The sequence below is a fragment of the Streptomyces sp. FIT100 genome (assembly GCF_024584805.1).
Lineage (GTDB): Bacteria > Actinomycetota > Actinomycetes > Streptomycetales > Streptomycetaceae > Streptomyces.
The window spans coordinates 2,058,918-2,072,977 of sequence record NZ_CP075715.1 but is presented as its reverse complement, the minus strand read 5'-3'; the positions used below and the strand labels follow the sequence as shown (position 1 = coordinate 2,072,977).

At 73.2% G+C, this 14,060-nt stretch carries 13 protein-coding genes; 4 read left to right on the top strand and 9 right to left on the bottom strand.

The window, feature by feature from the left end; all coding sequences use genetic code 11:
- Nucleotides 1–70: 70 nt before the first annotated feature.
- On the bottom strand, nucleotides 71–1,084 hold the full coding sequence (locus KK483_RS08960; RefSeq protein ID WP_262004682.1) for an NAD-dependent epimerase/dehydratase family protein: 1,014 nt from the start codon (nucleotides 1,082–1,084) through the stop codon (nucleotides 71–73).
- A gap of 139 nt (nucleotides 1,085–1,223) precedes the next feature.
- On the opposite strand from KK483_RS08960, the gene KK483_RS08955 reads away from it, so the two are divergent.
- Together KK483_RS08955 and KK483_RS08950 are read left to right on the top strand one after the other, a co-directional pair.
- Nucleotides 1,224–1,976, top strand: coding sequence for a hypothetical protein (locus KK483_RS08955; RefSeq protein WP_262004681.1), 753 nt, complete (start codon nucleotides 1,224–1,226; stop codon nucleotides 1,974–1,976).
- Between the two features lie 48 nt (nucleotides 1,977–2,024).
- Nucleotides 2,025–3,446, top strand: coding sequence for a PepSY domain-containing protein (locus tag KK483_RS08950; RefSeq protein ID WP_262004680.1), 1,422 nt, complete (start codon nucleotides 2,025–2,027; stop codon nucleotides 3,444–3,446).
- A gap of 85 nt (nucleotides 3,447–3,531) precedes the next feature.
- Here the strand turns inward: KK483_RS08950 and KK483_RS08945 are convergent, their stop codons facing one another.
- The 3 genes from KK483_RS08945 to glnII all read right to left on the bottom strand — a co-directional run bounded on the left by KK483_RS08945 (nucleotide 3,532) and on the right by glnII (nucleotide 6,488).
- Nucleotides 3,532–4,101 (bottom strand): winged helix-turn-helix domain-containing protein, encoded by a 570-nt coding sequence (locus KK483_RS08945; protein ID WP_262004679.1) that lies wholly within the window; start codon nucleotides 4,099–4,101, stop codon nucleotides 3,532–3,534.
- A 364-nt stretch (nucleotides 4,102–4,465) separates the two neighbouring features.
- The gene (locus KK483_RS08935; RefSeq protein WP_262009405.1) at nucleotides 4,466–5,380 is read right to left on the bottom strand and encodes a DUF6891 domain-containing protein; all 915 of its coding nucleotides are present in this window, start codon (nucleotides 5,378–5,380) and stop codon (nucleotides 4,466–4,468) included.
- Nucleotides 5,381–5,468: 88 nt separating this feature from the next.
- The gene (gene glnII / locus KK483_RS08930; RefSeq protein WP_262004677.1) at nucleotides 5,469–6,488 is read right to left on the bottom strand and encodes a glutamine synthetase; all 1,020 of its coding nucleotides are present in this window, start codon (nucleotides 6,486–6,488) and stop codon (nucleotides 5,469–5,471) included.
- Between the two features lie 230 nt (nucleotides 6,489–6,718).
- Here glnII and KK483_RS08925 point away from each other — a divergent pair, with 230 nt between their 5' ends.
- Complete coding sequence (locus KK483_RS08925; protein WP_262004676.1) at nucleotides 6,719–7,603, top strand: Gfo/Idh/MocA family protein; 885 nt, start codon at nucleotides 6,719–6,721, stop codon at nucleotides 7,601–7,603.
- Nucleotides 7,604–7,892: 289 nt separating this feature from the next.
- Here the strand turns inward: KK483_RS08925 and KK483_RS08920 are convergent, their stop codons facing one another.
- Both KK483_RS08920 and KK483_RS08915 read right to left on the bottom strand, forming a co-directional pair.
- Nucleotides 7,893–8,558: a septal ring lytic transglycosylase RlpA family protein gene (locus tag KK483_RS08920; RefSeq protein ID WP_262004675.1), complete on the bottom strand. Its 666-nt coding sequence runs from the start codon at nucleotides 8,556–8,558 to the stop codon at nucleotides 7,893–7,895.
- Between the two features lie 176 nt (nucleotides 8,559–8,734).
- The gene (locus KK483_RS08915) at nucleotides 8,735–9,094 is read right to left on the bottom strand and encodes an arsenate reductase family protein (protein WP_262004674.1); all 360 of its coding nucleotides are present in this window, start codon (nucleotides 9,092–9,094) and stop codon (nucleotides 8,735–8,737) included.
- Nucleotides 9,095–9,213: 119 nt separating this feature from the next.
- Between KK483_RS08915 and KK483_RS08910 the strand changes: the two genes are divergently transcribed.
- Nucleotides 9,214–9,546, top strand: coding sequence for a hypothetical protein (locus KK483_RS08910; RefSeq protein ID WP_262004673.1), 333 nt, complete (start codon nucleotides 9,214–9,216; stop codon nucleotides 9,544–9,546).
- Between the two features lie 64 nt (nucleotides 9,547–9,610).
- On the opposite strand, the gene KK483_RS08905 is transcribed toward KK483_RS08910, so the two are convergent.
- The 3 genes from KK483_RS08905 to KK483_RS08895 all read right to left on the bottom strand — a co-directional run bounded on the left by KK483_RS08905 (nucleotide 9,611) and on the right by KK483_RS08895 (nucleotide 13,878).
- Nucleotides 9,611–10,957 (bottom strand): DUF1254 domain-containing protein, encoded by a 1,347-nt coding sequence (locus KK483_RS08905; RefSeq protein WP_262004672.1) that lies wholly within the window; start codon nucleotides 10,955–10,957, stop codon nucleotides 9,611–9,613.
- 147 nt (nucleotides 10,958–11,104) lie between these two features.
- Nucleotides 11,105–13,141: an ABC transporter ATP-binding protein gene (locus tag KK483_RS08900; protein ID WP_262004671.1), complete on the bottom strand. Its 2,037-nt coding sequence runs from the start codon at nucleotides 13,139–13,141 to the stop codon at nucleotides 11,105–11,107.
- 137 nt (nucleotides 13,142–13,278) lie between these two features.
- Entirely contained in the window at nucleotides 13,279–13,878 is a 600-nt protein-coding gene (locus KK483_RS08895) for an EamA family transporter (RefSeq protein WP_313878560.1), read from the bottom strand.
- Between the last annotated feature and the right edge of the window lie 182 nt (nucleotides 13,879–14,060).

The window sequence follows — 14,060 nt, the reverse complement described above, 5'->3', positions numbered from 1 at the left end:
ACGGAACACGTGACAACGCGCGAGACCGTGCGGGGCCACGCCGCCCCGGCCTGGACGAGAACGGGCGGGACTACGCGGGATCGCGCGGGACGTCCGGCAGCAGCGCCGCCTCCTGCTCCGGGGACAGGCCCACGTGGCTGCGGACCGTGCGCAGCGGCGGCTCGCCGTCCAGGGAGCCGAGCCACGCCCAGGTGTCGGCGACGGTCTCGGCGACCGGGCGGCATCGCAGGCCCGCGGCGAGCGCCTTGGACACGTCCGAGCCGTGCAGCGCGTCGTACGTCTCGCCGCGCGGGATCCAGATCGGCAGGTCCGTCCACGGCTCCACCCCGGCCGCCGCGACGGTCTCCTCGTCCAGCGGGCGCAGCTCCGCGTCGGCGCCGGTCACCCGGACGCAGGCGTCGAGGAGTTCGCCCATGGTCGCGTGTCCCTGGGGGCTGACGAGGTCGTACGGTCCGGACAGCCCCGCCTCCGAGGCGTCGAGGATCCACTCCGCCAGGTCGCGTACGTCGATGTACTGCAACGGCAGCTCGCGCGGACCGGGGGCCGGCACGGGGCCGCCGCGGGCCACCCGGTTCAGCCACCAGGGCAGCCGGCCGATGTTCTCCCAGGGGCCGATGATCAGCCCCGCCCGCACCAGCAGCGAGCGGTCCGCACCGAACGCCTCCACGGCGGCCAGCTCGCCGCCCCGCTTGTCGCGGGCGTAGTCGGTGGCCTCGGCGCCGGGTGCGGCGCCCTCGACCAGCGGCCCGTTCTCGTCCAGACCCGCGGCGGCGGGCCAGGCGTAGACGGACCGGCTCGACACATACGCGTAGCGGCGCGCGCGGCCGGCGAGCAGCTCCGCCGTCCTCAGGACGGCGGAGGGCGCGGCCGACCAGGTGTCGACCACGGCGTCCCAGTCGCCGGCCGACTCCGCGAGCGCCTTCAGCCCGTCCGGCGCGGTGCGGTCGCCGTGCAGGACGGACACGCCCTCCGGTGCCTCGTGCCGCCCGCGGTGAAAGACCGTGACGTCCCAGCCGCGCGCCAGGGCCGCGACCGCGACGGCCCGCCCCACGAACTCCGTCCCGCCCAGAATCAGAAGTCTCATGGTCCGGACTCTGCCCCCCGGAGGCAGCGGACAGCGCGGTTTCCGCTCCGAGGGGAATCCGCTCCGAGGGGAATCCGGCAAACCGGGTCGTGCACCCGTCTGCCGGATCCGGTGGCCCTGATGGCACCATGGCCGGGACATGACGAATGCCCGGTCGCCGATGCGCGCCCTGCGAGCCGCACTGTTCGCGGCGGTGTGCGTGACCTTGGCCGCGGTGGGGCATTCGTCCCTGTCTGGGCATGATCTGCCCGGCAGTGTGCTCGCCGTCGCCTTCGCGGTGAGCGGGGGCACGGCCTGGCTGGCGGGTGCGCGATACCGGGGCGCGTTGTCGATCGGCACCGGGCTGGTGACCGTCCAGGGCGCACTGCATCTGCTGTTCGCGGGCTCCGACGGGCACACCGCACTGTGGGGCGCGGCGCGGACCGGGCACTCCGCCAGTGCCTCGCACGCCGCGGGTATGCACTCCACAGAGATGGCCTTCACAGGGATGGCGTCCACAGGGATGCCCTCCATGGGCGCGGACCCCATAGGCGTGGACCACATGTCCGCGGACCCCATGGCGGCCGGGACGTTCGCCGGCCTCGGCGCCGACATGGCCGGCTCCACCGGCATGCTCCTCGCCCATCTCCTCGCCGCCGCCGTCTGCGCCTTCTGGCTCGCGCGCGGCGAAGCCGCCTTCTTCCGGCTGGCCCGCACGGTCGGCACCCTCGCCTTCGCACCGCTCCGGCTGCTCCTCGCGGTCGTACGCGTGCCGGAACCGCCGCACGCCCTGCGCCCGCGGCCCCGCACCCCCCGCCGCCTCCACGGCGTCGTCCTCGCGCACGCCCTCTCCCGGCGCGGGCCGCCCCGCCGCCCGTCCACCCGCGCCACGGTCCCTGGAGCGCTCGTCTGACACCAGGGGCCGCATTCCCCTGTGTCAACGCCAACTCCAAGGATCACCATGGCCATTGACGACCCCGTACGGGGCACCGAGACACCCGAGGCGCCGGCCGCGGCGGAGCCCCGCTCCCTCTGGAGCGCGCTGCGTCCTCTCGTCCTGCGCATCCACTTCTACGCGGGCGTCCTCATCGCCCCGCTCCTTCTCCTCGCCGCCACCAGCGGACTGCTGTACGCACTGTCCTTCCAGGCAGAGAAGATCATCTACAGCCATGAGCTGACCACCGACGTCGGCGAGCGGACACTCCCGCTCGACACCCAGGTCTCCGCGGCCCGGGACGCCCATCCGCAGGGCACCGCCACCGCGGTGTGGCCGTCGCCCGAGGAGGGGGCGACCACGCGCGTGCTGATGACCAGCCCCGAGGTCGAGGAGGGCAAGTCCCTCGCCGTCTTCGTCGACCCCTACACCGCCCAGGTGCGCGGCGAACTGCCCAGCTACGGCAGCTCCGGCGCCCTGCCGCTGCGCACCTGGCTCGACGAGTTCCACCGCGATCTGCACCTCGGTGACCTCGGCCGCTACTACAGCGAACTGGCCGCCAGCTGGCTGTGGGTCGTGGCGCTCGGCGGTCTGCTGCTGTGGATCGGCCGCAAACGGTCCGCCAGGCGCGCCCTCGTGCTGCCGGAACGTGGCGTGAACGGCCGCCGCCGCACCCTCTCCTGGCACGGCTCCGTCGGCCTGTGGGCCGTCACCGGCCTGGTGCTGCTCTCCGCCACCGGACTGACCTGGTCGAAGTACGCGGGCGAGAACATCGGCGCTGTCCAGGACCAGCTCGGCGGCGCCACCCCGGTCGTCACCGCCACGCTCGACGGTGCTTCCGGGGGCGGGGGAGACCACGACGGCCACGGCGGCGGTGGGCACGAGGGCGGTCACCAGGGCCCCGACGTCGGTGTGGACAGGGCGGTCGAGGCCGCCGCGGCCGAGGGCGTCGAGGGAAGGATCTCCGTGATCCTGCCGGCCGAGGGCAGTGGATATGTCGTCAAGGAGACCGACACCCTGTTCCCCGTCAACCTCGACTCGGTCGCGATCGACCCCGCCGACGGCAGGGTGATGGACGAGCTGCGGTTCGCCGACTACCCGCTTCTCGCCAAGCTGACCCGGTTCGGCATCGACGCCCACATGGGCGTCCTCTTCGGCCTGGTCAACCAGCTCGCCCTCGCCGTGCTCATGGTGGCGCTGATCCTGCTGATCGTCTGGGGCTACCGCATGTGGTGGCTGCGCAGGCCGACGAAGGACCGGGCGCTGGGCGTCGGCCGGCCGATGCCGCGCGGCGCCTGGCGCAAGGTGCCCCCGGCGGCGCTGCTGCCGCTGGTCGCGGCGACGGCGGCGGTGGGCTGGTTCGTGCCGATGCTGGGCGTCAGCCTGCTGGTGTTCCTCGCGGCCGACATCGCACTGGGCCTGGTCGCCCGGTCCCGCGCGAAGTCCTGACGGGAGCGACGGGAGCGACGAGAGCGACGGGAGTTGACGGGAGGGGAGGGGGCCGCGATGGGCATCGCGGCCCCCTCCCGCTTCCTCAGGGCGCGTACTTGTAGCCGACCCGCCGCACGGTCTGGATCGTGTGGCGGTGCTCGGCGCCCAGCTTGCGGCGGAGCCGGGCCACATGGACGTCGACGGTCCGGCCGTCGCCGACATGCCCGTAACCCCATACGGTCGTCACCAACTGGTCGCGGGTGTGCACCCGGTGCGGATGGGACACCAGATGCGCCAGCAGCTCGAATTCGAGATAAGTGAGGTCGAGCTGCCGTCCGTCGACGGCGGCGGTGCGCCGGGAGGAGTCGATCCGCACCGGCCCCTCGCCGTCAGCGGTGGGCGCCGCGGGGTCGGCGTCGGGGGTGGGGGCGGGGACGGGGACGGGGGCGGGCGGCAGCTGATCGGCCGGCACCAGCACGAGGTACCCGACCATCGGCGGCCGGCCCGGCAGTGCGGGCAGCGTGTGCTGGGGGGCCGGAAGCCAGGTGGCGCCCGGCGGAAGGAAGTCCGGGAGGTGCACCACCTCGTCCGGGGCGACGGCCCTGAGCCGGTGTCGGCCCTCGCCGGGGCGGGGGGCGGTCGTCGCAGCAGAGAGGGGACGGGTGTTCGCCATGAGAAGTCAGCTCTTTCGCGCGAAGGAGTACGGGAGGTACGGGGAGTACGGACGTACTTCGTGCGCGTCGGCCGAAGGCCGGGACCTGAACGGGGGCTCAGGGGGGGCTTTAGAGGGCCGACGCGTTCCTCGCGCGGCAACACACCCGGTCGAAGTCGTGGTGCTGACGGGACGGCCAGAACGGCTCCAGGTCGGTGCGACCTGTCGCGTTGCTCTCGATGCCGACCATGTCCCCATTCAAGCAGACGGGCGCGGCCGGCAGCAGACCCCTTCCACCAGGCGGACGGGTCCTTGGCGCCATCCCGACCCCATCGCCTCCCCCCACGCTTCCGCTCACCGCCTCCCCTCGCTTCGCTCCCGGCCCTCAGCCCACCAGCCGCTTGCGCCAGTCCAGCGGCGTCACCGTGATGCCCTGCCCCGGATCCCCGGACCAGTCCGTGCGCAACCCCGCCTCGGCGAGCGCCGCCACGACCTCGCGCCCGATCGCCGCCGTCGTCTCCTCCGAGCCGTCGAACCCGCCGTACAGCAGCGTCAGTCCGTGGCCCGCCGCGGCCGCGTCCGTGCACTGCGTGTGGAAGTAGACGAAGCCGCGCGCACCGGGTGAGCCGGCGCCGCCTATCTCGGCCTGTCCGCACGACCGGCAGCAGGTGAAGTGCTCCCGGGCGGTCACACCGGACGCCTCCAGCGCCGCGAAGGCGCGTGTGAGCCGCTCCGGGTCCGTCTCGCCCTCCCAGCCCGCCTGCTCGGCCACCCGCTCCAGCCACAGCCGGTCGACGAGCTGCCGGGCCTGCTCGGACGAGACCGGCCGGCGGTCCCCGTCGACGAGGTACTCCTCCGCCGCTTCGGCCAGCTCGGCCCGCGTGCCGTAGCCCCCGGCGAGCAGCCCCCGCACCAGCTCCTCGATCTGCTCGCGGTCCTCCGGGGCCAACTCGGGCGCGGGCTCCGGTGCGGGACCCATGTCCAGCAGGGTCCAGTCCGGACCGGCGTCCCAGCCGTCCTCCAGCCGCGCCCACCCCAGCATCGCCGTGACCACGGCCTCCGGGCCGTCGAGCCGCACCTGGAAGTGGCGGTCGTGCGCGCCGTCGCGGTGCTCCAGCGTGTAGTCGCCGCCGGCCTTGTGCCAGACCTGGATGAAGACGTCGGGCAGGTCCGGTATCCGCTCCACCACGAGGAACCTGTCGCCCTCGGCGCCGATCCGGTGCACCAGCTCGTCGAGCTGTCGCGCCGTCGGGCGGAGGTGCCGCTGCCGGCCCTCTGTCTTCACGTAGATCGCAAGCATGCGTGCCACGATGGCACACCTCACTGACAGCGAAGGGGGCGCCCGCCGGTCATGGCGGGCGCCCCCTTCGCGGGCGCGGAGCGGCGGATCAGACCTGGCCGGCCTTCTCCAGCGCGGAGCAGCAGGTGTCCACGAGCAGGCGGGTCACCACGTACGGGTCGACGTTCGCGTTCGGACGGCGGTCCTCGATGTAGCCCTTGCCGTCCTTCTCGACCTGCCACGGGATTCGGACCGACGCGCCGCGGTTCGAGACGCCGTAGCTGTACTCGTTCCACGGGGCGGTCTCGTGCAGGCCGGTCAGGCGGTCGTCGATGCCGGCGCCGTAGTTCTTCACGTGGTCCAGCGGCTTGGAGCCCTCGCCGAGCGACTCGCACGCGGTGATGATCGCGTCGTACCCCTCGCGCATCGCCTTCGTCGAGAAGTTGGTGTGCGCGCCCGCGCCGTTCCAGTCGCCCTTGACCGGCTTCGGGTCGAGCGTCGCGGAGACCTTGAAGTCCTCGGCCGTGCGGTAGAGCAGCCAGCGGGCGATCCAGAGCTGGTCGGAGACCTCCAGCGGCGCCAGCGGGCCGACCTGGAACTCCCACTGGCCCGGCATGACCTCGGCGTTGATGCCGGAGATGCCCAGGCCCGCCTTGAGGCAGTTCTCCAGGTGCGCCTCGACGACGTCGCGGCCGTGGATCTCGTCGGCGCCGACACCGCAGTAGTAACCGCCCTGCGGGGCCGGGAAGCCGCCGACCGGGAAGCCGAGCGGGCGCTCGCCGTCGAAGAAGGTGTACTCCTGCTCGATGCCGAAGATCGGCTCCTGGGCGGCGTACTTCTCCGCGACCTCGACCAGCCGCGCGCGGGTGTTGGACGGGTGCGGGGTCATGTCCGTGTTCAGGACCTCGCACAGCACGAGTACGTCGTCGCCGCCGCGGATCGGGTCCGGGCAGGAGAAGACCGGCTTCAGGACGCAGTCGGATGCGTGGCCCTCGGCCTGGTTGGTGCTGGACCCGTCGAAGCCCCAGATGGGGAGTTCGGCGCCGTCGGCCAGTATCTTCGTCTTCGAGCGAAGCTTCGCGGTCGGCTCGGTGCCGTCGATCCAGATGTACTCAGCCTTGAAGGTCACGGGCCTCATCCTTTGCCTGCAGCGGGGTATGCCGGGCAGCTTGGCAACACGGGATTTCCCGTCGGTTGCCCGATTGTGAACCCCGTGTTACTCAGCTTTCCTGCGATTGTCCGGCCGCACCGGGGGCGTGGGCGGTGCGCGGCGCCCGAGTCGTATACGGAGGGCGGGGCCGGTGAGACCGTCACCACCCGTTCCACCGCCCGATGACTCCGCAGGGCAGACTGGCCCGCATGACAAAGTTGCGGATCGGACTTCTCGGCACCGGCCCCTGGGCCGGAATCACCCAGGCACCGGCGCTCGCCGCGCATCCGGAGGTCGAGTTCACCGGGGTGTGGGGACGCCGTCCGGAGGCGGCCGCGACGCTCGCCGACACCCATGGCGTGAAGGCGTACGACGATGTGGACGCGCTGATCGGGGCGAGCGACGCCATCGCGTTCGCGCTGCCGCCGGATGTGCAGGCGCCGCTGGCGGCCCGGGCGGCCGCGGCGGGCCGGCACCTGCTGATGGACAAGCCGGTGGCGACGACGGTCGCGGGCGCGCGCGAGGTCGCGGCGGCGGCGGAGGAGACGGGCGTCGCGTCCGTCGTCTTCTGCACGATGCGGTTCGCGGCGGCCACGGCGCCCTGGATAGCGGAACAGGCCGCGGCGGGCGGCTGGCTCACCGCCCACGCCCAGTGGCTCGGATCGCTCTACGCGGCGGACTCGGACAGCCCGTTCGCCGCCTCGCCCTGGCGGCGCGAGAAGGGCGGACTGTGGGACGTCGGCCCGCACGCGCTGTCCGTACTGCTGCCCGTGCTCGGCGACGTCACCGGACTGACGGCGCTGCGCGGGCCTGCCGACACCGTCCATCTCGCGCTGCGGCACGCCTCCGGCGCGTCGAGCACGGCGACGCTGAGCCTGAGCACACCGCAGGCGGCGTCCGGTACCGCGGTCGAGCTGGTGGGGCAGCGGGGCCGGGTGGCGATGCCGCTGGGCGGCGACGCCATCGGCTCGTTCCGGTCGGCGGTCGACGCCCTGATCGAGTCGGCGCGCAGCGGGGACGCGCACGCCTGCGACGTACGGTTCGGGCTGCGGATCACGGAGATCCTGGCGGAGGCGGAGGAGCGGCTGGCCTAGGGAGTGGCTTCGAAGTGGCGTCGTCCGCCCGGAGGGCGGGGCCTGGCGGTGTCTGGTGCGTGCGATCGCGAGGCGGAGGAGGGAGTCCATGCGGTGGGGGCACCTCCCGTGCCCGAAGGGCTACGGGGGACATAGGCGACCGACGACAACGCAGCGAGGGTGCGTGCCAGGCGCCGCCGGGCAGACGGGACTTTGAAGACACGACCTAGCAGCCGCCCCTCCGCCAGGCCCGGGCCCCGCCGGTCGGCCGGGGCGCCCCGGCCGACCGGCGGGGCCCGGCCGAGCGGAGTCAGCCGACGCGCTCGATCCTGGCCTTGCGGATCAGGAACTTGCCGGGCTCCCGCACCTGCTCGAACGCGGCGTTGTTCAGCAGGGCGCAGCTGCCGGAGACCGAAGTGACCTCGACGGTGGTCGACTTGCTGTTGTCGAGGTTGGTCACCTTCAGCGTGGTGCCGACCGGGAACTGGTTGCTGGAGGCGGCCGGGGCGCCGCCCTCGCCGGACAGCGTCACCGTCGAGCCGGCGCACACGACCTCACCGACGGCGCCCTCGTCCGCGGGCGGCTGCTCCTCGGCGGGCGGTGCCTCCTCGGCCGGGGGCGCCTGCCCGGCGGGCGGCTGCTCCTGGGCCGGGGGCTGCGCCGGGGGAGCGGCCTGTCCTCCGCCGGCCTCCCCGCTTCCTTCGCCGGCCTCGCAGCCCGCCGCCTCCTGCTGGACCCTGATCTGCGCGATCACGGCCTCCCGGTTGGCGATCCTGGCCGCCGACTGGGCGTCGGGATTGGCCCGTTGGCCGGCGATGAAGTTCTCGTTGTTGCGAATCGCCTGGGCGAGTCCGTCGCAGGCCACCGAAGCCTGACTTGTCCCGGTCATGACAATCGCAGTGCCGCCGACGAGTGCTGCGGCGCCGACGAGCAGGGCGAGCTTCTTCTTTCCGCTGAGGGTCTTCTTGCGCGACACGTGAGAGCTCCTGTCCCCGGCCGCAAGCGGCGGCCGGATCGGTTCCGTGTGCCGTTACGTACGAGTAGGCCGAGCGCTCCGCTCAACCGCCACAGGGGTGACTTCCTTAACTGAGGCTTAAGTTTTCGCAGGTGAGGGCCGAGCGGCGGCGTGTTCGGCGACCGGCCGGAGGGCGCTCAGCGGCCCAGCGCGTCCCGTACCGCCTCCTCCGTGCGGGCCACCACCGCCGTGCCGTCGTCGGCCGTGATGATCGGACGCTGGATCAGCTTCGGGTGCTCGGCGAGCGCCGCGATCCAGCGGTCGCGCGAACCCGCCTCGCGCGGCCACTCCTTCACCCCCAGCTCCTTCGCCATGGCCTCCTGCGTCCGTGTGATGTCCCACGGTTCGAGGCCGAGCCGACCGAGGACCTCGCGGATCTCGTCCTGGGTCGGGACCTCCTCCAGATAGCGGCGGACGGTGTACGAGGCGCCCTCCTCGTCGAGCAGGTGCAGCGCGCTGCGGCACTTCGAGCATGCGGGATTGATCCAGATCTCCATCCCGCCACGGTACCCCCACGAGCCACTCAAACCCCTTCTGGCCAGCGGCGATTGTCAGTGCTCGGCGGTAAAATCGAATGAGTTCGTGAGGGTCCAACCACCGCGCCAGGAGGTCGCCGATGGCCGTTGCCGCAGTCACGACGAAGCCGCAGACAAAGCCGCAGACAAAGCTGCTGACACAGCGGCAGACGAAGCCGCAGACGAAGCCGACGAAGCCGACGAAGCTCAGGAAGCAGCCACTGCCCGCGGGCCTGCCCCGCGAGTGGTACGAGTCCCACAACCGCCGCCTCAAGGCCATGCGCCTCGCCATCGCCCTGCTCGACACGGGCGTCTACCACCCGGCGAACGCCAGCAACCGCCGGATACGGACGACCGCGGAGCGCATCGGCATCCACCCGCCGTCCGACACCACCTGCCGCATGGTGCGCTCGCTGATCCACTGCGCCGACTGACGCGACGCCGGCCCGCTGAAGCGACGCCGGCCCGGGGCGGGACGCCTGCCCCCGGGCCGGTCCGTCACCGGCGCCGCTCGATCGGCGGCAGCCGGTAGGTCCCGTCCAGCACCGGCGCCTCGGGCAGGTAGAGCCGCGCCATGGGCCGGAAGTCACCGGGCGGGGACGGCAGCCAGTTCGCTGCCCCGGCGGGGTCGGAGGGCCGGTCCTGCTGGATGTGGAGGGTGAGCGAGCCGTCGCCGGCGCGGACGAGGCCGGGGGTCCGGTCCCCGACCGCGTAACGCCCGATGGGGTTCGCGACCAGATAGTGGTCCGGTGTGTCGTACATGGTCACCGCCCAGAACGCCCCGACCGGCGGCGGCTGTTCGAAGCGCAGGGTGTACGCCCGGGAGCCGTTGAGCCGCTCGCCGGCGGAGTCGGTGAAGACCTGCGCGTGGACGGCCTCGTAGCCGTGGCTCCCCCAGAACGAGGTGCGCGCCGCCACGGCCCGTACGAGATACGACCCCTCCCGGTCCGCCGTCCTCCACTGCGGGGAGTCGAGCGCGCCGATCCCGAAGTGGTCCAGGTTGTAGTCGTGGGCGTGCGGGTCGAGCAGCCACTCCCCGGGCGGCGCGTCCGCCGCGGGCCGTGCCGCCGCCTCCTCGATCCGGGCCCGGCCCCCGGCGAAGCCGTCCTTCAGCGCCTTCGCCAGCCCGGGTTCGGGCGAGACGTACGGTGAGGGCCCCTCCTCCAGCAGCCCCAGCGGCTGGAACCGCTCCTGGTACGCGGCGTCCGCCGCGGACGGCGGGAAGTCGGCCAGCCACACCCGCAGCTTCTCGAAGAAGCCGAGCGCGTCCGCGACCCCCGGCTCCGGCGTCGGCAGCCCCGTCGGATGCACGGTCCCGTCGAGCGTCTCCAGCGTCAGCCGCTCCTGGAGCGCGGTGACCCTCGGCAGGTCGTCGGCGCCGGCGCAGGCCCAGCGCCCGACGAGCGTCACCACGGCGGTCGGCGCGTCGATGACACCCCGCACGCCCTCGGGCTCCCGGCCGGCCCATCCGGGCGGGGCGATCAGCCACCGCCCCTCCTCGGTGCCGGTCGCGCGCGTGCCGACGTACGCGAAGTTGTTGGTCCACGCGTCCACGAACTGCAGGACGTAGTACGCCCCGTCCGCGTCCGGCACGTGCAGCACCAGCGGCCCGCCGGAGAGGTCGAGGTGCGCGACCGAGTGGACGGTGTCGTTGCTGACCGACACGAAGCTGTCGTGGTGGTCGGCGAGCTGCCGGGCGTGCGCGAACGCGTTGAACGGCGTGGGCGGCAGCGCGCCGAGGCCCTTGCGCGCGCACGCCCCGGCCACGGTGAGTTCGTACACGAGCGGATACCCGTACACGTACGCCTCGGCGGCGAGTGCACCCGTCACCGTCACATCGGCCATCGAACAGCCCCTCCGGACAAGGCTTATGCCCCATATCTAACTGATTGTTCCGCATCCGGAGTGTAGTGGCGGAAGAGAGCCGGGCCGTGAGCCCCGCCGCCGCGCCTCCCGTGCGGCGGCAGGGCCCGTGCCGGCCCCGGGAGACGCCTACGCGCCCTCGGTACGGGGCGCCGGGATGCCGCCCCGGTCGTTCTGGAGCTCCCACAGCTCCCGGAAGAGCCCGGGGGCCTCCACGAGTTCGGCGAACGTGCCCTGCTGGATGACGCGGCCCTGGTCGAGCACGACGATCCGGTCCGCGACGGCGACGTTCGCGAGCCGGTGGGTCACCAGGACGACGGCCCGGTCCTCGGCGATCGCCCGCAGCCCCGTGAAGATACGGTGCTCCGCGCGCGGGTCGAGGGCGCTGGTCGGCTCGTCCATCACCAGCAGCCCCGCGGGCCGGTGGAACGCCCGGGCGATCGCGATGCGCTGCCACTGGCCGCCCGAGAGCTCGACGCCGCCGAACCACTCACGGGCCAGCAGCGTGTCGAGTCCGCTGCGCAGCCGGTCCACGACCTCCGCGGCGCCGGAGCGCTCGGCGGCCCGCGCCACCGACGCGTCGCCGCCGTGCGGCTGGCCGAGCGTGATGTTCTCGCGCGCGCTCATGGGCCAGCGGGCGAAGTCCTGGGGCACGACGGCGGTCTGCGACCACAGGGCGTACGCGTCCAGGTCGCGGGTGTCCCGGCCGTCCCAGGTCACCCGGCCCTCGGTGGGCAGGTAGAGCCCGGAGAGCAGCTTGCTCAGGGTGGTCTTGCCGGAGCCGTTCTCGCCGACCAGGGCGAGGACTTCGCCCCGGCGGACCTCCAGGCTGACCTCCTTCAGCGCCGGGGCGTCGGAGGCCGGGTACAGGAACGTCAGCGCCTCGGCCCTGACGGCCGCCGGCGGCGCGGGCGCGAGCGTGCCCCGGCCGATGCGATGGCCCCCGGCCTCCTGGGTGAACTCCACCCAGTCGTCGAAGTAGAGGCCCGTACGGAAGAGGCGGGTGCCGTAGCCGACGATGCCCTGGAGCGACGTACCGACCGTGCGGAGCGCGAAGACGGCCGTGCCCGCGGAGGCCACCGACATCCGGCCGGTCGCCAGGAGCAGCCCGAGGGAGACCCAGAGCAGGCCCGAGGCGGCACCGCCCGCGAGCGCGCCGATCAGGGCGTACCGCGCGCCCCGGTGCACGGCCCGGTCGGTGGCGGCGTCGACCCGTGCGCCGATGGTGCGGTAGCGGCCGAGGAGGAAGCCGGCCATGGTGCCGGAGCGGAGCTGGTCGGCGGTGAGCTTATCCGCGATGTACCAGCGCAGATGGGAGAGCGTACGGCGCTCGGCGGCCATCGCGCGGCTGGTCTCGTAGTGGACACGGGCGCCCTTCATGCTGGCGATGCCCTGCGGCAGCACGGCGAGCGCGAGCAGCGGCAGCAGCAGCGGGTGCAGCACGGTGATGACCCCGGCCGCCGCGACCACCGACGCCACGCAGGCCATGACCTGCTGGGACTCGGTGATCAGATCCTGTGCGACCTCGGCGCCGCGGTCGGCGTTCTCCCACTTGTCGTTGAAGCCGGGGTGGTCGTACGCGATGAGCTCGGTGTGGACGGCGGCGTCCAGCATCTCCAGCTCCGCCTCGCGCGAGATCCGCGGCGAGAGGCGGCTGGAGATGCTGCTGACGGCGATCGCGAGCAGCGCGCGCAGCCCGGCCGCACCCGCGAGCAGGCCGATCGCGGGCAGCGCACCGGCCAGCCGGTCCCGGATGTCGCCGGAGGCGATGAGGGCGGTGATGGTCTGCGTGGTGGCGATCAGCCCGAACGCCTCCAGCGCGGCGGACAGCGCCTGGCAGGTCAGCAGGGCCGCGACGGCTCTGCGGTCGATGCGCCAGGCGAGCGCGAGGGCCCGGCGTACGAGTTGGGGGAGGCGGCGGGCCATCTCCCAGGTGGTGACGGGGCGGCGGGCGAGGGCGGCGGTGCGGGAGGAGCGGTACCTGAACTCCTCGACAGGCTTGTCGGTGTGCTTGCCGGCGGGCTTCTCGGCGGGCTTGTCGGTGTGCTTGCCGGTGGTCTTCTCCTCGGGTTGCTCCGTCGCTCTCCGATCGGACTCCTGGCCGGACTTCTGAGTGGGATCCTGGGCGGGATCCTGGGCGGGTTTCTCGGTGTCCCCGGCAGTCAACTCGGCTCCTTCCGGACGCTGTTCAGGCAGGTCAGCGTGGAGGACCGGACAGATGTACGCGCCGTGAACCGATCCACACCACCCGATCGTGTCCCGCAGGCGAACCGGCGCGGCCCGCGTCGTCGGCGCCGGTCCGTTCAGGAGCCTGCCGCCGGCGCCGCGTCCGCGACCGGCGGCGTGCGGTTGTGCCGCGTCATGGAGACGCCGACGAGGACGATCGCCATGCCGGTGATGATCCGGGGACCGAGCTCCTCGTCGAGCACGATCGCGCCCAGCGCGACGGAGACGACCGGCAGCAGGTAGCCGACGGTGGCGGCGTTGGTGGCGCCCTCGTCCGCGATGATCCGGTAGGTGAGGTGGAAGGTGATCCCGGTGCACAGGACGCCGAGGACGACGACGGCGATCACGACCGACGGGGTCGGCTCGATCGACTCCGGGCCGCCGCCCACGGGCAGTGCCAGTGCGGTCCAGCCCGTCGCCGCGACGAGCTGCGCCGCGGAGAGGGAGAGCGTGGGGATCCCCCTGCCGACGAGGTTGCGCCCCATGTGGACGAAGGCGACGGTGTAGCTCGCCGCCGCGGCCAGGATGGCCAGGGCGCCCCAGCCCACGGAGCCGGACTGCCGCCAGGGGGCGAGGATGAGCACCGTACCGGCGAACCCGAGCAGGAGGCCGCCGAGGCGCACCGGGCGGAGGCCGCGTTCGGTGCCGGTGGCGATGCCGCTGCTCGGAGTGGGCAACCGCCATCCCGAGGTCGTCGTGCGCAGGCTCCGCAACCCGGAGCCGATCAGGGCCATCCACGCGGCGACACGCGACCCCTCTCCGGGACAGCCGGCTCTGCACGGGCTCCTCCACGCGCTCCGGGGCGCGGCGACGCCCTAAGGACCGTCCTCGGCCCCGGCCCCCGCCTGCCGGACTCGCT